The following is a 17526-nucleotide window of genomic DNA, read 5'->3' as shown; positions in this document are numbered from 1 at the left end:
ACCAGCCGATGACATCCACTCAGACGGACAACTGACAACCCACAAACACCGTCAGAGCCATCCTTGCGAAAACCATTGGTGCCCGGCTTGCCCCGCTGATGAACTGACGTCCTGCCGTGAGTCTGCCGCGTGACGGAGGTAGTAGTTGTGACGGGTTATAACGCGCTTGCCGAGGTGTACGAGTGGCTCATCTCGGATGCAAAGCTGGCTCCAGCCGAGTTCGCTGCGTCGTTCGATGACGTCCTCAATCTCCTGCCGTCGAACGCTCACGTCCTCGACTGTTCGTGCGGAACCGGACAGTTGGCGGTTGGCCTCGCCGGTCGTGGCATGCAGGTTGTCGCAACTGACGCCAGCGAAACGATGGTTCGTCGGACTGCAGAGTTGTCTGAGGAGTTCGGGGCATCCGTCCGGGCCGTACGGGCGAACTGGGAAGAGTTGCCCGACCATTTCCAGGACAACAGGTTCGACATGGTGTTCTGCGTTGGCAACTCGCTGCACCATGCCGTGGGCGCGAGAGGCAGGGTTGCTGCTCTGGAGTCGATGTCACGGCTTCTGCGTCCCGGCGGGCGCTTGGTACTCACCTCCCGTACTTGGGAACTCGTGAGGGCCAGAGGTTCCCGGCTGGACATCAGTGACCGACTCGTCCGCCGGAACGGTCGCGATGCCATCGTGGTCTACCGCTGGGAGATTGCGCCGCATTGGGAGGAGGAGCACAAAATGGCCCGAGCGTCGGGCCTGGGAAATCTGCTCCGGCGACATGCGGGCGAGATCGTCCCGCGTGTACTGCGCGGGCCTGACATCCTGCATCGCCTTCAGGATTTCGGCTCGGATCATTGCGCGCATCGGGTCATCGTTCATCGTTGTTCTCCTTGGCTATGCGATGAATCTCGGCAAGCTGAATCGCTCGGGCGGAGTTCTCATCCCCTCCGGCCTGTTTGACCAGGGAAGCGATCGGAATCCGGAGGTGATGAGCAATGACCACGAACGTAGTCAGGCTCGGCTTACGCTCACCACGCTCCCACTGGTAGACAGCCTGGGTGCTGCACCCGATTTGATCGGCTAGCTCCTTGACGGTGATTCCCAAACCGAGACGTAGAGATTTTCCCTTCTCAGGGTCATACATGGTTCCTCCAAGTATTCGAGTGAGTGACAAGAAGAGTAAAAGACAGGGCCCCTGGGTGGCTGAGGGGTGAAGAAATCCGGTGATGCCACAGAGGCGACTATCACTCCACTTGACCTAAAATTCTCTGACTGAGAATCCAAGTGAAGAGGGCCGCTTTGGGGGCGGCCCTACACCTCACAAGAGGACAACGTAAGAGAAGACACTGCCCCCCTTACCCCCCACTGTGAACGAGATCAGCAGAGAGCAAGAGGAGGAGTGTTTCTCTACGTTGTCATCTCACAGGGAGGTTTCCGCAGAGCCCCGTAACGACTTGGGAACTGCCCGGCCGTGTAGGCCGTGCCAGAGGCACACCGCCGAGTGTGCATGGCCCCAGAGGATCGCTACTCCACTGTTCTGAATAAATGCGACACAGGCGGGGGACGCCCTGAAGCGGCTACCGCCGTCACCTTCCGGTGGTGTTGATCCGGCCCCACAGCTCTCGGTAGCCGGACAGGTCTTGCTCCTCCAGGCCGTCAAAGTCGTACACGAGGTTCCTGTTCTGCCCCACTCGGATTCCCGCATACCGCGAACGCCGCGTGCGGGCCTTGGCTGCCTTCTGGTGAGCCTGGCAGTGCCTTCGGGGCCGTCCACGCTTTCGTACCGTCTGCGAGGCATACAGGGGCTCACGGCATCCGGTCCATTGACAGAACTCGGGGGGAGAGCTGCGGCGCTCCACCGTGAAACCGGAGCCGTATTGCGCGCTGGCTTCCTCCGCTTGGGCAAGAAGGGAGACCAGTTCGCCGTAATGGTCGGGTTGCCCCGCACCGGGCCGCTCCCGCATGAGGGATTCCAGCTCTCGACGGTTCAAATCTGGGTCGAAGCTGGGAAGTGCCGCCACGATGGGAACGCAACTCAAAGGAACCATCCCGGTATGCGCCGCCGCTATTCGATCAAATTCCCCTTCTTCCCGCTCCGGCCAGAAACCCGGCCACTCCTCGGATGCCTCTTCGCCAGCCGCCTCTAGAAGTGCATCCGCACGCCGCTCCAACTCGGCCTGTCCCCATTCGCCCATCGGCGGGATCGTCTTCGTCACGCAGTCCTCTCGGTAAACAAAAAGCCCCCGAATTACCTCGGGGGCGTTCGCGTATTGCAGTTCTTCAGTTCTGGTCGTCCAGCCATTTTTCCAAGTCGACCGGTCGGCAACGAAGGGACTGACCCACCTTGCGGAACGGGATCTGTTCGGCCTTCCAGTTCCCGTACACCCAGGAACGGGGCTTGCTCAGGTAGTTGGCCACGTCGTCAACGGTCATCAGTCTCGGGTACGCCATTCATCCTCCAAGAAACAAGAAAGCCCCCGAAGACCCTCGGGGGCTCAATGCGTATGAAGTGCTAGGTGGTTCAGTCGTGTTGGCTACCTGCTTCAGCCATTTCCTCAAGTATGGCTTTGGCCTTGTCCGTCAACTCGCCACCCGCCTTACCGGCAACTGTGGTCAGGAAGCCGTCCCTTCTGGCCCGCTTCAGGTGATCCTTCACCGTCTCAGGTCGGCGGCCGATGAGCCGGGCCAGCCATGGAATGGGCGCAGGAGCCCCAAAATCCGCCATGACGGTGTACGTGGCTACAAGCAAGGTCAAGTACCGCTCTGAGACGCCTTCGCCCTCCAGGGCGAGCCTCGCCGCCTCTCCCATCTCATTCACCTTCCCTGCCAGTTCCTCCAACGTCCGCTGAGCTTCGGGAGCCTGCTTGGCCAATTCCAACGCGGCGACCATGTCGAGCCTGCGCAGGACAGTGGTCGAGATACCCCGTGCCACCTCACGAGCCGGGGCACCTTCGGCCGGCTGGATGGTGATCCGCTGCGGTCCCCCGTTGATCGGCCCTACGGGCCACCACATGTGGACCACCCAGGCGCCTTGCCGCTGAGTGATCTCGAACCCGCTGTCATCCGCTTCCATATCACTCAAGTTAGCACACCCAGGGTGTTCCACCCTATGTTGACAACCCAGGGTGGTCAGTGCGCAAACTTGGAACGCCGGGGAATGACCGGCGCGACGGCGGGGCGGGCCCGTACGTCGGCAGCAGCAGGAGGGGGCCGCTTCAGTGGCAAGGGCATGGGTCGCACGGTCAAAGGACGACCCGAAGAAGTGGACGACGTTCTGGTACGACCCGGACGGCAAGCAGCGACAGAAGGCGTTCGAGACCAAGAAGCGGGCTGACGACCAGCGCAAGCGCAAGGAACAGGAACTCGACGCCGGGACCTACCTGGACGACCGCTTGGGCAAGCAGCCCGTGACGGCCGTGTGGGAGCAGTGGACCAATCAAAGGAAGCTGGAGAACAGCACCAAGAAGCAGTACCGGTCCATCCTCAACACGACCATTGAGCCGTTCTTCAAGGCCCGTTCCATCGTGTCCCTGAAGGTCGCAGACGTTGAGCAGTGGCTCTTGTGGATGGAGCAGGACCGGAAGCTCTCCGCCCGCACACGCCGTCAGCGATTCTCGTTCTTCTCCGGGATGATGGACTGGGCTGTCGTTAACGAGATCATCGACCGGAACCCGTGCAAGAAGGTCAAGGGCGCCGGAAGCCGCGCCAAGGAGATCCGGGAGCAGAAGAGCACCGCAAGGCGGCTCACGACGCGGGAAGTCCTGGCGATGCTGGATGCCGCCCCTCCGCGTTACCGCGCGATGCTGTGGCTCATGGCCGGGTGCGGCCTGCGGCTGGGGGAGGCCATGGCGGTATCCCGCGATCAGATCGACTTCAAGGCCGAGACGCTTCGGATCGACTTTCAGATTGCGGAGGACGGAGACACCGAGTCGGGGAAGAACAGCGCCATCCAGCGTCGGCACATCAAGGCTCGTGACGAAGGCGAGCCAGGGCGCACTGTCCCCCTCCCTCCGAACGTCGCCTTCGAGCTTCGGCGGCACATCAAGAACCACGGCGTATGGGGGCCGGAGCGGCTTCTCTTCCCCAACGTGACGCGGACCGGCTACCTCTACGCGTCGTACTTCTACCCGAGGATCTGGATGGAGGCTCTGGGCAAGGGACAGGTGAAGTACTGCAAGGCCCACTCACTCCGGCACTACTACGGATCGCGGCTGCTGTACGCCGGAGTCCCCGAGAACGATGTGGCCGACTGGATGGGCCACAGCAGCACGGACGTGCTGAGGGAGCACTACCACTACATCTTCGAAGGGGCCGAGCAGCGCGGTCGGGCCGCCATCGCAACGATGTTGACGCCCGGCGCCGACGACCCGACGGAGGCATCAGAGGTCGCCTGATGCGCGTACGACAACAGCCCCCGGCGCGACGCCGGGGGCTGTGTTGTTTGTGCAGGTCAGTGGCTGTTTTCAGCCCGGCATCTGCCCAGGATTCCCCCAGCATGACGCCCAGGAACGGCCCTGATCGGACCGCAACGGGCAGAAACCCGAGGGTGTCCCTCCGGACCTTCGAAACAGCTTCTGACCTGCAAAAACCCTGCTAGGGCAGGTTCCTCGCCATCACGATCCGCTGAACTTGGTTCGTGCCCTCATAAATCTGGGTGATCTTCGCGTCGCGCATCATGCGCTCCACCGGGTAGTCGCGGGTGTAGCCGTAGCCGCCGAGGAGCTGGACGGCGTCGGTGGTGACCTCCATCGCCGTGTCCGAGGCGAAGCACTTGGCGGCGGCGCCGAGGTAGGTGAGGTCGGCGTCGCCGCGCTCGGAGGCGGCGGCGGCCTGGTAGGTCAGGGCGCGGGCCGCCGAGATCTTCATCGACATGTCCGCGAGCATGAACTGGATGCCCTGGAAGTCGGCGATCGGCTTGCCGAACTGCTTGCGCTCCTGGACGTAGCCCTTGGCGTAGTCGAGGGCGCCCTGGGCGACACCGAGCGCCTGGGCGGCGATGGTGATGCGGGTGTGGTCCAGGGTCTTCATGGCGGTGGCGAAGCCGGTGCCCTCCTCGCCGATCATGCGGTCGGCGGGGATGCGGACGTTGTCGAAGTAGACCTCGCGGGTCGGGGAGCCCTTGATGCCGAGCTTCTTCTCCGGGGCACCGAAGGAGACGCCCTCGTCGGACTTCTCGACGACGAACGCCGAGATGCCCTTCGAGCGCTTGGCGGGGTCCGTGACGGCCATCACCGTGTAGTACTCGGAGACGCCCGCGTTGGTGATCCAGCGCTTGACGCCGTTGAGGATCCAGTGGTCGCCGTCGCGGACCGCCTTGGTCTTCATACCGGCCGCGTCCGAGCCCGCCTCCGGTTCGGAGAGGCAGTACGAGAACATCGCGTCGCCCTTGGCGAGCGGCGTCATGTACTTCTTCTTCAGCTCCTCGCCGCCGGAGAGGATCACCGGCAGGGAGCCCAGCTTGTTCACCGCGGGGATCAGGGAGGAGGAGACGCAGGCACGGGCCACCTCCTCGATCACGATCACCGTGGCGAGCGCGTCGGCGCCGGAGCCGCCGTACTCCTCGGGCACGTGCACGGCGTGCAGGTCGTTGGCGACCAGCGCGTCGAGGGCCTCCTGGGGGAAGCGGGCCTCCTCGTCGACCGCCGCGGCGAACGGCGCGATCTTCGCCTCGACCAGCGAGCGGACGGCGTCCCGGAGCATGTCGTGCTCCTCGGACGGGCGGTACAGGTCGAAGTCAGCCGTTCCGGCCACGGTCTCTCACGCTCCAAAGACACAGTGATACTGACGCTAATTACCGTTAAGTAACTCAAATTTTAGTGGGCCGCCCGGAACCCGCCTACGTGAGCTTGGCGACAGCGTGGAAATTGCCCGGTGGGCGGCCCGACTATGCTCGGGCACCGCATGACCGAGTCCCCGAGCTGGAGCGCACCCATGAGCCTGAAGATCACCGTGATCGGCACCGGCTACCTCGGCGCCACGCACGCCGCGGCCATGGCCGAGCTGGGCTTCGAGGTGCTGGGGCTCGACGTCGTGCCCGAGAAGATCGCCATGCTGGAGCGCGGCGAGACCCCGATGTACGAGCCGGGCCTCGAGGAGCTGCTGCGCAAGCACGTCGCGGGCTTCGAGGGGTCCTCGGGCCGGCTGCGGTTCACCACGGACTGGGCCGAGGTGGCCGAGTTCGGCGACGTGCACTTCGTGTGCGTGAACACCCCGCAGCGGCACGGCGAGTACGCGGCCGACATGTCGTACGTCGACGCGGCCGTCGCCTCGCTCGCCCCGCATCTGCGCGGCCCGGCGCTGGTGGTCGGCAAGTCGACCGTGCCGGTGGGCTCGGCCGACCGGCTGGCCGACTACCTCGCGGAGCACGCGCCCGCCGGTGCGGACGCGGAGCTGGCCTGGAACCCGGAGTTCCTGCGCGAGGGGTTCGCGGTGCAGGACACGCTGCACCCGGACCGGATCGTGGTCGGGGTGCGCAGCGAGCGGGCGGAGAAGCTGCTGCGCGAGGTGTACGCGACGCCGGTCGGCGAGGGCACCCCGTTCGTGGTGACGGACTTCCCGACGGCCGAACTGGTGAAGACCGCGGCGAACTCGTTCCTCGCGACGAAGATCTCGTTCATCAACGCGATGGCCGAGGTCTGCGAGGCGGGCGGCGGTGACGTGGCGCGGCTCGCGGAGGCCATCGGGTACGACGACCGGATCGGCCGGAAGTTCCTGCGCGCCGGGATCGGGTTCGGCGGCGGCTGTCTGCCGAAGGACATCAGGGCGTTCATGGCGCGGGCCGGTGAGCTGGGCGCGGACCAGGCACTGACCTTCCTGCGGGAGATCGACTCCATCAACATGCGGCGGCGGGGCCAGATGGTGGAGATGGCGCGGGAGGCGCTCGGGGGCGGCTCGTTCCTGGGCAGAAGGGTGGCGGTGCTGGGCGCCGCCTTCAAGCCCGACTCGGACGACGTGCGGGACTCGCCGGCGCTGAACGTGGCCGGGCAGATCCACCTGCAGGGCGGTCAGGTGACCGTGTACGACCCCAAGGGCATGGCGAACGCCCGCAGGCTCTTCCCGACGCTGGGTTACGCGGACTCCGCTCTGGAGGCGGTCCGGGGCGCCGACGTCGTGCTGCACCTGACGGAGTGGCAGGAGTTCCGCGAGCTGGACCCGGCGGCGCTGGGCGAGGCGGCGGCGGCCCGGCTGATCCTTGACGGGCGCAACGCGCTGGACCCGGAGCTGTGGCGGCGGGCCGGCTGGACGTACCGGGCGATGGGCCGTCCGAGGGCGTAGCGCGGGCGCCGGGTGTTCGCCGGGCGACGCCGGTTCGGCCGAGGCTCAGTCGGCCGAACCGGCGTCTTCCCGCATTCTGCCTCACGGGACGGCTATGTGACCGCCGAACTCTCCGTGGGGTGCGGCTCCTTCGCCCGGTAGCGGCGCATCTTGGCGCGGGCTCCGCACACCTGCATGGAGCACCAGCGGCCGCGACCGGCCGGGCTGCGGTCGTAGTACGCCCAGTGGCAGGTGTCGGCGGCGCAGGCCTTCAGCCGCGTCCAGGTGCCCGCGACCAGGGCCTGCGCGACGGCGGCGGCGACCCGGGAGGGCAGGGGACCGCTGTCGGCCGGGGCGAGGGCCGCGGAGCCGTCGGCGGGGTCGACGGTGACGTGCAGGGGGGCGTCGACCAGGAGCTCGCCGAGCGGGGTGACCTCGCGGTGCGGCGGGTGGCCGGCGTGGGCGAGCAGGGCGGCCCGCAGCGACTCGCGCAGCGTCAGGGCGCCGGGCAGTTCCTCCACGGTGAGTCCGAAGAGCCGTCGGCCGTCGGCCGTGACGAGCGTGTCCCGGCCGCTCCCGATGTCGAGCGTGTTCACCAGGGACTCGATCAGCGCCAGACCTGCCGGCGCCGGTGACCGCTCGGTCATGTCCGCCACCCACCTCTCGAATCCGGTTGCGACGTTACCTGCCATGCGGGAGCATGCGGTAACCGTTACCGGATGACCGGTTTCAAAGGTAACTCGGATCCCCCTGGAGGAAGTCATGGCTCTCGCCAAGCTGGGTGCGGTCGTCCTGGACTGCCCGGACCCGCACGCGCTCGCCGGTTTCTACGCCGGGCTGCTCGGCGGTACCCCCGAGGGGGACGCGCAGTGGGTGGACCTGAAGGTGCCGGGTGGGCAGGCGCTCGCCTTCCAGCGGGCCCCCGGTCACGTCCCGCCGCGCTGGCCGTCGCCGGACGCCTCGCAGCAGCTTCATCTGGACCTGGCGGTGGAGGACCTGGACGAGGCCGAGAAGGAGGCGCTGGCACTGGGCGCGAAGCCGCTGGCCGAGCCGGGCGGGAACAGCTTCCGGGTCTACACCGACCCGGCCGGGCACCCGTTCTGCCTCTGCGCCTGCTGACGCCCTCCGCTCACGCCGGGAGGCGCGTCGCCGCCGCCCGGCGGCCGCGCGCCGCGCCGGACCGCCCCGGCCCGGTTCCCCCTGCCGCGTTCCGCGTTGCGGCGGCTGACACTCCGTGGGCCCGGGACGACGGCCGGGACCGGGGGTTCCGGACGGGCCGCGGACTTCCTTCCGGCGGGCCCAGGGGCTCACCCGGTGCCTGATCCGAACGGCCGCGACTGGCCCCGGCGAGGCCCGGGCGACGGCCGCCGGAGGCCCCGGGGTGCCGCGAACACCCGCACGGCGCCCAGGGCGCCCGGCCACCCGGGAGCTGCCGGGCTCACGGCCCTGTGCGAGAACCGCGTCAGCCGTCCAGCTCGGTGATGCTCGCGGTCGACGGACCCCGGCGGTGCTGCGCGGTCTTGGCGGTGAAGTCCGCCCCGCGCAGCACCCGCTGTACGTTCTGCCAGGTCAGCAGGGCCAGCTCGGACTCGACCCAGCCCCGGCGGAGCAGCCCGGCGACCAGCCGGGGGGAGCGGGAGGTGTCGCCGAGGCCGCGGGGGTGGGCGGCGCCGGTGTCGTAGGTGCCGGACAGGCCCACGGACTCGGGCCCGGCTACATCGCGCACGTGGTCGAGGTGGTCGGCGACGTCCCGGACGCTCGGGCCGGTCTGCTCGGCGGTCATCGGCACCATGCACAGGCCGCCGGCCGCGCCCGTGCGACGGCCCGCGGCCGGTCCGTGCCGAACCGCCGTACGGGCGACGCCGCCGGAGGGACGAGACCGCCCGACGCGCCGGGCGGCCCGGCACGGGCGGAACCGCCGAACGGGCCGGTTCCCGGAGGAACCGGGCCCCCGCGCGCGGCGAACCGCCGGACGGGCCGCCGTCAGGCGGTTCGCCGGACGGGCGGTCGTCAGGCCCCGGTGCCGTCCAGGGACTCGATCGTGGCGTTCGACGGGGTGCCGGTGGCCTGCAGGTCGCGGGCGACGTCCTCCGCCGCGCCCAGTACGCGCACCGCGTTCTGCCAGGTCAGCTTGGCCAGGTCGGGGCGGGACCAGCCGCGGTCGAGCAGTTCGGCGAGCAGGTTCGGGTAGCCGGAGACGTCGTCCAGGCCGTCCGGGGTGAACGCCGTGCCGTCGTAGTCGCCGCCGATGCCGAGATGGTCGATGCCCGCGACCTCCCGCATGTGGTCCAGGTGGTCGGCGACCGTGGACACCGTGGCGACCGGGCGCGGGTTGCCCTCCTCGAAGGCGCGGTGCACCTTCATGGCCTCGGCGGTGGTGTCGAGGTGGTGGAAGCCGTGGGCGCGCAGGTTCGCGTCCGCCGCCGCCGTCCAGTCGACCGCCGCCTGCAGCACGAACTTCGGCACGAACGTCACCATCGCCATGCCGCCGTTGGCGGGCAGCCGCTCCAGGACGTCGTCCGGGATGTTGCGCGGGTGGTCGCAGACGGCCCGGGAGGAGGAGTGCGAGAAGATCACCGGCGCGGTGGAGGTGTCCAGCGCGTCGCGCATGGTCGTCGCCGCCACGTGGGAGAGGTCGACGAGCATGCCCAGCCGGTTCATCTCGCGCACGACCTCGTGGCCGAACGCCGACAGGCCGCCGACGTTGGGCTGGTCGGTCGCGGAGTCCGCCCAGTCGTTGTTGTCGTTGTGGGTGAGCGTCATGTAGCGCACGCCGAGCGCGTACAGCCCGCGCAGGGTGCCGAGCGAGTTGGCGATGGAGTGGCCGCCCTCGGCACCCATCAGGGAGGCGATGCGGCCGCCCTGCCGGGCCGCCTCCATGTCCGCCGCGGTCAGCGCGGGGGCCAGGTCGGCCGGGTAGCGCTCGATCAGCCGTCGTACGCAGTCGATCTGCTCGAGCGTGGCCGGCACCGCGCCGGGCCGGTCCGAGGGCACGAAGACCGACCAGTACTGGGCGCCGACCCCGCCGGCGCGCAGCCGGGGGAGGTCGGTGTGCAGGTGGGCGTTCTGGTCCGCGGCGATGTCCCGGGCGTCCAGGTCGTAGTTGACCTGGGCACGCAGGGCCCACGGCAGGTCGTTGTGGCCGTCGACCACCGGGAACTCGCGCAGCAGCTCGCGGGCCTCGTCCACTGATGTCATGGGCATACCTGTTCCTTACTGGGCCACGGCGTGTTCACGCCGTGGCCATGGGAGAGAAGCGCCCGGACAGCTTCTCAGGAGAGCACGGTCGATGCGCACACCCGTTCACACACCCCTTCGGGGAGGGGGCGCGGAAACGGGCGCGGCCGTACGTCCACCGTACGAACGGTCTCGTCCGACGGTCGGGAAGCCGGCCGCGTTCCACGAGGGCGAGGGCAGGAGGGGGCGTGCCGCGCGCCCACGGCGGCGAGGGCCGGCAGTGCCTGGCTGCGGAAGGGCGGTTCCGTTCCGCAGCCACAGATCATTCCGGCTTCGGCAGGTCCCGGACAGGGCGGTCAAGGGCTCGACCGCTCGCCGAGCCGCCGAGCGGCGTGGGCCGGGAATCCGGCGCCAGGACGGGGCAGCGGTCAGTTCCCGAAGCCGCTGCCCGCGCCCTCGGCCTTGGTCCGCAGCCGCTTGCCCTTCTCGGTGGCCTGGTCGTTGAGGTCCTGCTGGAAGTCGCGCATCCGCTGCAGCAGTTCCTCGTCGTGCGCGGCGAGCATGCGGGCGGCGAGCAGACCGGCGTTGCGGGCACCGGCGACGGAGACGGTGGCGACCGGGACGCCGGCCGGCATCTGCACGATCGACAGCAGGGAGTCCATGCCGTCCAGGTACTTCAGCGGGACCGGGACGCCGATCACCGGCAGCGGGGTGACGGAGGCGAGCATGCCGGGCAGGTGGGCGGCACCACCGGCGCCGGCGATGATCGCCTTCAGACCGCGCTCGGCCGCCTGCTCGCCGTACGTGATCATCTCGCGCGGCATGCGGTGCGCGGAGACGACGTCGACCTCGTAGGCGATCTCGAACTCGTCCAGCGCCTTGGCGGCGGCCTCCATGACGGGCCAGTCGGAGTCCGACCCCATGACGATGCCAACAACGGGGCTCATTCGGTGATGGTGCCTCTCAGGTAGCCGGCAGCGTGACGGGCGCGCTCCAGCACGTCGTCCAGGTCGTCGCCGTAGGTGTTGACGTGTCCGACCTTGCGGCCGGGCTTCACGTCCTTGCCATACATGTGGATCTTGAGCTTGGGGTCGCGGGCCATGCAGTGCAAGTACGCGGAGTACATGTCCGGGTAGTCGCCGCCCAGGACGTTGACCATGACGGTCCACGGGGCCCGCGGGCGCGGGTCGCCGAGCGGGAGGTCGAGGACCGCGCGGACGTGGTTGGCGAACTGGCTGGTGACCGCGCCGTCCTGGGTCCAGTGGCCGGAGTTGTGCGGGCGCATCGCGAGTTCGTTGACGAGGATGCGGCCGTCGCGGGTCTGGAACAGCTCCACGGCCAGGTGGCCGACGACGCCGAGTTCCTTCGCGATGGTCAGGGCCATCTCCTCGGCGCGCAGCGCGAGGTCCTCGCCGAGGTCGGGGGCGGGCGCGACGACGGTGTCGCAGACGCCGTTCACCTGCCGGGACTCGACCACCGGGTAGGCGACGGCCTGGCCGTGCGGGGAGCGCACGACGTTGGCGGCGAGCTCGCGGACGTAGTCGACCTTCTCCTCGGCGAGGACCGGCACGCCCGCGCGGAACGGGTCGGCGGCCTCCTCCGCGGAGTCGACGACCCATACGCCCTTGCCGTCGTAACCGCCGCGGACGGTCTTCAGGACGACGGGGAAGCCGTCACCCGCGGCGCCGTCGGCGAGCCCTTCGCGCGCGAAGGCGGCCACGTCCTGCGGATCGCTCACGATGCGGTGGCGCGGGCAGGGGATGCCGATCGCGTCGAGCCTCGCCCGCATCACCCCCTTGTCCTGGGCGTGCACGAGCGCGTCGGGCCCCGGGCGAACGGGGATGCCGTCCGCCTCCAGGGCCCTGAGGTGCTCGGTGGGTACGTGTTCGTGATCGAAGGTGATCACATCGCACCCGCGCGCGAACTCACGCAGCGTGTCCAGATCGCGATAGTCGCCGACGACGACTTCGCTCACGACCTGTGCCGCGGAATCCTGGGGGGTGTCACTGAGGAGCTTGAACCTGATGCCCAGCGGGATGCCGGCTTCGTGCGTCATACGCGCGAGCTGACCTCCGCCGACCATGCCGACTACCGGGAACGTCACCCCTCTAGCGTATCGGCCACGGCGACCCGCCCGGCCGACCGGCCTCGCACCCCCGTTACCCTGGACTTTCCCGGCTCTTTCCGACCCGTTCCGACGCTGTGGCCTCGTCCGCAGGCGCCGGGGGTGCGGCCTGGATAGCATGGCTTGGCCGACGAAACCTACGGACGGGAGCTGCACAGCCATGGAACTACGTTCCTCCGGGCTGCAACGGCTCGTGCGCGAGGTGGCCAAGTTCGGTGCCGTCGGCGGTGCCGGTGTCCTCGTCAACCTGGGCGTTTTCAACCTGGTCCGGCACGCCTCCGACCTGCCGGTGGTGCGCGCCAGCATCATCGCGACGGTCGTCGCGATCGCCTTCAACTACGTGGGGTTCCGCCACTGGACGTACCGGGACCGCGACAAGAGCGGCCGCACCCGGGAGCTCACGCTGTTCCTGCTGTTCAGCGCGATCGGTCTGGTGATCGAGAACGGCGTGCTGTACCTGGCGACCTACGGCTTCGGCTGGGACGGCCCGCTGCAGAGCAACGTCTTCAAGTTCGTGGGCATCGGCGTCGCCACCCTGTTCCGCTTCTGGTCGTACCGGAGCTGGGTCTTCCGTGCCATGCCCGCCCGGGAGGCGGTGGCCGGCGCGGAGTCGATCCTGGCGCGGCAGCCGAAGCAGCCCGCGCCGGTCTCCGAGTCCCGGCAGCGCGTTCCGTAGCCGGTCCGCGGGACGTCACGCGGCCGCCCCGGCGGTGGTGCGCCGGACGCCGCGAGCCGGTGAACCTTCCCGCAACCCCGGTGGATCAGCGCACGCGTCGGATGCGGTGCGTCGCAAGGCGGAGGGCCGTCCTCGTACCGGGCGTGTTCGGGCGATCCGACAACGCGGCGAGGTGCCGCGGCTGCCGTCGTGCGCCCGCCGGGGACTGCGGGACAGCCCTCAGCGGACCGTGGGCCCGTCCGGTTTGCGGGAGGGGGGCGTGCGGGACAGGAACAGGCCGAACACCGGAGGCGCCGCCTGGAGCAGCTCCAGGCGGCCGCCGTCGGCCTCCGCCAGGTCACGGGCCACCGCCAGTCCGATGCCCGTGGAGTTGCGGCCGCTGATGGTGCGCTCGAAGATCCGCGCGCCGAGGTCGGCCGGGACACCGGGCCCCTCGTCGGTGACCTCCACGACCGCCTGGTTGCCGGTGACCCGGGTACGCAGCGCGACGGTGCCGCCGCCGTGCATCAGGGAGTTCTCGATGAGCGCGGCCAGCACCTGCGCGACCGCGCCGGGCGTGCCGACGGCGTGCAGGTGCCGCTTGCCGGAGGAGACGACGGCCCGGCCCGCGCTGCGGTAGGCGGGCCGCCACTCGGCGAGCTGCTGCTGGATGACCTCGTCGAGGTCGAAGGTGACGGCGGAGCCGATGCGCGGGTCACGGGCGTTGGTCAGCAGCCGCTGCACCACGTCCGTCAGCCGCTCGACCTGGGTCAGGGCGATCGTGGCCTCGTCCTTCACCGTGTCCGGGTCGTCGGTGAGGGTGATCTCCTCCAGCCGCATGGACAGCGCGGTCAGCGGTGTGCGGAGCTGGTGGGAGGCGTCGGCGGCCAGGCGCCGCTCGGCGGTCAGCATGCGCCCGATCCGCTCGGCGGAGGAGTCCAGCACGTCGGCGACCCGGTCCAGCTCGGGGACGCCGTACCGCTTGTGCCGGGGGCGCGGATCACCGGAGCCGAGGCGTTCGGCGGTCTCGGCGAGATCGGTCAGCGGGGAGGCGAGGCGGTTGGCCTGGCGGACGGCGAGCAGCACGGCGGCGACCACCGCGAGGAGCGCGACCAGCCCGATGATCAGCAGGGTGCGGCCGACCTCGCGGGTGACCGCGGAGCGCGGCTCCTGCACGGTGACCGTCTCGCCCTCCTCGCCCCGCTGGGTGGCTTGGATGACGTCGCCCTCGGGCTTGCTGCCGATCTCGATCGGTGTCCGGCCGGGGACGCTGATGACCGCGTACTGGTCCTTGCTGACCGGGTTGCGCAGGACTTCGGAGTTGACGTTCTCCTCCGCGAGGATGCGGCTGTCCACGATGCTCGCCAGCCGCGCCGCCTCGGACTCGACCCGCTCCTGGGCGCTGCTGGTGATGGTCCGTGTCTCGACGATCACCAGGGAGACCCCGAAGACGGCGATCACGACGAGGACGACGGCGAGGGTGGACTGGATGAGACGTCGGCGCATGTCCTGGTTACCTGAAGCGGTGCCGGGCCCCCGGTCGGGGGCTCAGCTCTTCTCGAAGCGGAAGCCGACTCCGCGCACGGTGGCGATGTAGCGGGGGTTCGCCGCGTCGTCGCCGAGCTTCTTGCGCAGCCAGGAGATGTGCATGTCGAGGGTCTTGGTGGAGGACCACCAGGTGGTGTCCCAGACCTCGCGCATGAGCTGGTCCCGGGTGACCACGCGCCCGGCGTCCCGGACCAGGACCCGCAGCAGGTCGAACTCCTTGGCGGTGAGCTGGAGTTCCTCCTCGCCCATCCAGGCGCGGTGGGACTCGACGTCGATGCGCACGCCGTGCGTGGCGGGCGGCTGCTGGGGCTCGGTGGCGCCGCGCCGCAGCAGGGCCCGTACCCGGGCGAGCAGTTCGGCGAGCCGGAAGGGCTTGGTGACGTAGTCGTCGGCGCCCGCGTCCAGGCCGACGACGGTGTCCACCTCGTCGGCGCGCGCGGTCAGGATGAGGATCGGCACGGACTGGCCGTCGGCACGCAGCCGGCGGGCGACCTCCAGCCCGTCCATGCCGGGCAGGCCCAGGTCGAGCACGACCAGGTCGACACCGCCCTGGATTCCGGTGTCGAGCGCGGTGGGTCCGTCCTCGCGCACCTCGACCTCGTAACCTTCCCTGCGCAGTGCGCGGGCCAGCGGCTCCGAGATGGACGCGTCGTCCTCGGCGAGCAGTACACGGGTCATGGGGTGATGGTAGACCGCCCGCGCTCGGTGCCGGGGTGTGACCGCTTCCCAGGATTCTTACCTTCCCGGGCCAGTGGTACGAACCATTGCTCGAGGGATGCGATCGTAGAGGAGACCTTCGAATCAGGTACCGCGGTTCCCCCGACACCTGTGATCCCTGTCTCAAGTCCTTCCATATCAGGCGGTGTCTTGACGTAAAGTGACGTGAACGCCTGTAGCACACAGGGGACCTTTGGCGGGCATATTTCGCTGAAGGTCTCTTTTGTGTGCGGGCTGACGAAGATCAGCCCTGAAAGGAATGACCTCTGGCCGGGCTCCGGACGCGTCGACGTGTACCGAGCGTGGATCCCGGTGGTCGCCGTCCGCCGCTCCGCGATCCGGAGCGGACTCCCCCTGGGCGTGGGGTCGGACGACCGACCGTGCCGGTGCCGGCCACCCCCCACCGGGCGCGCAACGCTCCATCGCGCGTCCCGACCAGCAAGGAACGACCATGGCGTCCAGCCTGACGAAGGACTCGGTCCGCCCGGGCACCCCCGGGTCCGAGAAGACCTTCTTCGGCCACCCCCGCGGACTGGCCACTCTCTTCATGACCGAGATGTGGGAGCGCTTCTCCTACTACGGCATGAAGGCCCTGCTCACCGTCTACCTGCTGTCCGGCGGCCCCGATGCCGGCAAGGGCAGCATGGGCGGCGGCCTGGCCATGGACGTGGCCACCACCACGGTGATCGTGTCCGTCTACTCGGCGATGGTGTACCTGCTCGCCCTGCCCGGCGGCTGGCTCGGCGACCGCCTCTGGGGCCCGCGCAAGACGGTGGCCATCGCCGCTGTGACGATCATGTCCGGCCACGTCGTGCTGGCCCTGCCCGGCGGCCAGGCACCGTTCTTCGCCGGTCTGGCGCTGGTCGCGGCCGGTTCGGGTCTGCTCAAGGCCAACATCTCCACGATGGTGGGTCACCTGTACGACGGCCCGGACGACCCGCGCCGTGACGGTGGCTTCACGATCTTCTACATGGGCATCAACGCGGGCGCCTTCTTCGCCCCGCTGGCCATCGGCACCGTCGGCCAGGAGGTCAACTGGCACCTCGGCTTCGGCATGGCCGCGGTCGGCATGGCGATCGGCCTGGCCGCCTTCCTGCTCGGCACCCGCCACCTGAACCCGCAGAGCAGCGTCGTCCCGAAGCCGCTGAGCACCGAGGAGCGGACCTCCTGGCTGCGCAAGGGCCTGACCTGGGTCATCATCGCGGTCGTGTTCTACGGCGTCGTGGGCGTCACCGGCCACTTCACGCTGAACTGGGCGATGATCCCGCTGACCGTCATCGGTCTGGTCATCCCGGCCGGCGTGCTGATGCGCATCAAGCGGGACAAGGAGCTGTCGTCCACCGAGCAGTCGAGGATGACCGGCTACATCTGGTTCTTCGTCGCGGCCGCCGTGTTCTGGATGATCTACGACCAGGGCGCGTCCACCGTCCAGGCGTTCGGCGAGGGCAAGGCCTCCGGCGCGCTGCTGGGCTTCGACTTCCCGTCCTCCTGGTACCAGTCGCTGAACCCGCTGTTCATCATGGCGCTGGCCCCGGTCTTCGCCTGGATCTGGATGTGGCTGAACCGCGGCGGCAAGGAGCCCAGCACCATCGTGAAGTTCGCGATGGGCCTGGTCCTGATCGGCGTGTCGTTCTTCTTCTTCCTGATTCCGCTGGGCATGGCCGCCAACGGCACCGCGGTCAGCCCGATGTGGCTGGTCGGCATCTACTTCATCCAGACCGTGGGCGAGCTGTGCCTGTCCCCGGTGGGCCTGTCGGTGACGACGAAGATGGCCCCGGCCAAGTACGCCAGCCAGATGATGGGTGTCTGGTTCCTCGCGGTCACCGCGGGCGACTCCATCACCAGCCTGCTGTCCAACCCGGCCGTCGCCGGGGTCGACCTCGGCGGCACGGGCGCGGTGTTCGGGGAGGCGGCCCTCGCGGCGCTCGCCGGCTTCGCGGTGTGGACGTACCGCCGGAAGGTGAAGTCGCTGATGGGCGAAGTGCGCTGACGCACCCCCACACGCAAGGGCGGAGGGCCGCCGCACGGGATGTGCGGCGGCCCTCCGTCGTTGTCGGGTTCCCGGATCCGG

General features: G+C 69.1%; 16 protein-coding genes and 2 pseudogenes. 6 read left to right on the top strand and 12 right to left on the bottom strand.

Features of this window, described 5'->3' with window-relative positions; genetic code table 11:
* Positions 1–147: 147 nt before the first annotated feature.
* A pseudogene (locus MXD57_RS30175) lies at positions 148–714 on the top strand (class I SAM-dependent methyltransferase); the annotation flags it as partial.
* A 133-nt stretch (positions 715–847) separates the two neighbouring features.
* Here MXD57_RS30175 and MXD57_RS30170 read toward each other — a convergent pair.
* The 4 genes from MXD57_RS30170 to MXD57_RS30155 all read right to left on the bottom strand — a co-directional run bounded on the left by MXD57_RS30170 (position 848) and on the right by MXD57_RS30155 (position 3052).
* On the bottom strand, positions 848–1123 hold the full coding sequence (locus MXD57_RS30170; RefSeq protein ID WP_250405346.1) for a helix-turn-helix domain-containing protein: 276 nt from the start codon (positions 1121–1123) through the stop codon (positions 848–850).
* Between the two features lie 442 nt (positions 1124–1565).
* Positions 1566–2195 carry a hypothetical protein gene (locus MXD57_RS30165; protein WP_250405345.1) on the bottom strand — a complete coding sequence of 210 codons (630 nt, stop codon included), beginning with the start codon at positions 2193–2195 and terminating at the stop codon, positions 1566–1568.
* A gap of 64 nt (positions 2196–2259) precedes the next feature.
* Positions 2260–2430, bottom strand: coding sequence for a helix-turn-helix domain-containing protein (locus MXD57_RS30160; protein ID WP_250405344.1), 171 nt, complete (start codon positions 2428–2430; stop codon positions 2260–2262).
* A gap of 70 nt (positions 2431–2500) precedes the next feature.
* Positions 2501–3052, bottom strand: coding sequence for a hypothetical protein (locus MXD57_RS30155; protein ID WP_250405343.1), 552 nt, complete (start codon positions 3050–3052; stop codon positions 2501–2503).
* 145 nt (positions 3053–3197) lie between these two features.
* Here MXD57_RS30155 and MXD57_RS30150 point away from each other — a divergent pair, with 145 nt between their 5' ends.
* Positions 3198–4373: a tyrosine-type recombinase/integrase gene (locus MXD57_RS30150; protein ID WP_250405342.1), complete on the top strand. Its 1176-nt coding sequence runs from the start codon at positions 3198–3200 to the stop codon at positions 4371–4373.
* 199 nt (positions 4374–4572) lie between these two features.
* Here the strand turns inward: MXD57_RS30150 and MXD57_RS30145 are convergent, their stop codons facing one another.
* Positions 4573–5730, bottom strand: coding sequence for an acyl-CoA dehydrogenase family protein (locus tag MXD57_RS30145; protein ID WP_308290965.1), 1158 nt, complete (start codon positions 5728–5730; stop codon positions 4573–4575).
* Between the two features lie 180 nt (positions 5731–5910).
* On the opposite strand from MXD57_RS30145, the gene MXD57_RS30140 reads away from it, so the two are divergent.
* Complete coding sequence (locus MXD57_RS30140; protein WP_250405348.1) at positions 5911–7254, top strand: UDP-glucose dehydrogenase family protein; 1344 nt, start codon at positions 5911–5913, stop codon at positions 7252–7254.
* A 92-nt stretch (positions 7255–7346) separates the two neighbouring features.
* Here MXD57_RS30140 and MXD57_RS30135 read toward each other — a convergent pair whose 3' ends face one another.
* A complete protein-coding gene (locus tag MXD57_RS30135; RefSeq protein ID WP_250405341.1) occupies positions 7347–7880 on the bottom strand; it encodes a CGNR zinc finger domain-containing protein in 534 nt (177 codons plus the stop codon).
* A 115-nt stretch (positions 7881–7995) separates the two neighbouring features.
* Between MXD57_RS30135 and MXD57_RS30130 the strand changes: the two genes are divergently transcribed.
* Positions 7996–8352 carry a VOC family protein gene (locus MXD57_RS30130; RefSeq protein WP_250405340.1) on the top strand — a complete coding sequence of 119 codons (357 nt, stop codon included), beginning with the start codon at positions 7996–7998 and terminating at the stop codon, positions 8350–8352.
* 343 nt (positions 8353–8695) lie between these two features.
* On the opposite strand, the pseudogene MXD57_RS30125 reads toward MXD57_RS30130, so the two are convergent.
* The 4 genes and pseudogenes from MXD57_RS30125 to MXD57_RS30110 form a co-directional block, all read right to left on the bottom strand.
* Positions 8696–9046: pseudogene (locus MXD57_RS30125) on the bottom strand (membrane dipeptidase); the annotation flags it as partial.
* 197 nt (positions 9047–9243) lie between these two features.
* Positions 9244–10431: a dipeptidase gene (locus MXD57_RS30120; RefSeq protein ID WP_250405347.1), complete on the bottom strand. Its 1188-nt coding sequence runs from the start codon at positions 10429–10431 to the stop codon at positions 9244–9246.
* Positions 10432–10838: 407 nt separating this feature from the next.
* Positions 10839–11357, bottom strand: coding sequence for a 5-(carboxyamino)imidazole ribonucleotide mutase (gene purE / locus MXD57_RS30115; protein ID WP_250405339.1), 519 nt, complete (start codon positions 11355–11357; stop codon positions 10839–10841).
* The gene (locus MXD57_RS30110; protein ID WP_250405338.1) at positions 11354–12514 is read right to left on the bottom strand and encodes a 5-(carboxyamino)imidazole ribonucleotide synthase; all 1161 of its coding nucleotides are present in this window, start codon (positions 12512–12514) and stop codon (positions 11354–11356) included. Before MXD57_RS30110 ends, purE begins: the two co-directional genes overlap by 4 nt.
* A 181-nt stretch (positions 12515–12695) precedes the next feature.
* Here MXD57_RS30110 and MXD57_RS30105 point away from each other — a divergent pair, with 181 nt between their 5' ends.
* Positions 12696–13211, top strand: a complete 516-nt coding sequence (locus tag MXD57_RS30105; protein WP_250405337.1) for a GtrA family protein — start codon at positions 12696–12698, stop codon at positions 13209–13211.
* Between the two features lie 219 nt (positions 13212–13430).
* Here MXD57_RS30105 and MXD57_RS30100 read toward each other — a convergent pair whose 3' ends face one another.
* Positions 13431–14696 (bottom strand): ATP-binding protein, encoded by a 1266-nt coding sequence (locus MXD57_RS30100; protein ID WP_250405336.1) that lies wholly within the window; start codon positions 14694–14696, stop codon positions 13431–13433.
* A gap of 42 nt (positions 14697–14738) precedes the next feature.
* Complete coding sequence (locus MXD57_RS30095; protein WP_250405335.1) at positions 14739–15416, bottom strand: response regulator transcription factor; 678 nt, start codon at positions 15414–15416, stop codon at positions 14739–14741.
* A gap of 490 nt (positions 15417–15906) precedes the next feature.
* Between MXD57_RS30095 and MXD57_RS30090 the strand changes: the two genes are divergently transcribed.
* The gene (locus tag MXD57_RS30090) at positions 15907–17445 is read left to right on the top strand and encodes a peptide MFS transporter (protein ID WP_250405334.1); all 1539 of its coding nucleotides are present in this window, start codon (positions 15907–15909) and stop codon (positions 17443–17445) included.
* Positions 17446–17526 lie beyond the last annotated feature (81 nt).

Origin of the sequence: Streptomyces cellostaticus (assembly GCF_023630175.1) — a bacterium.
Classification (GTDB): Bacteria; Actinomycetota; Actinomycetes; order Streptomycetales; family Streptomycetaceae; genus Streptomyces; species Streptomyces cellostaticus_A.
Note: the sequence above shows the minus strand (reverse complement) of the source record. Positions and strands in the feature narration are given on the sequence as shown.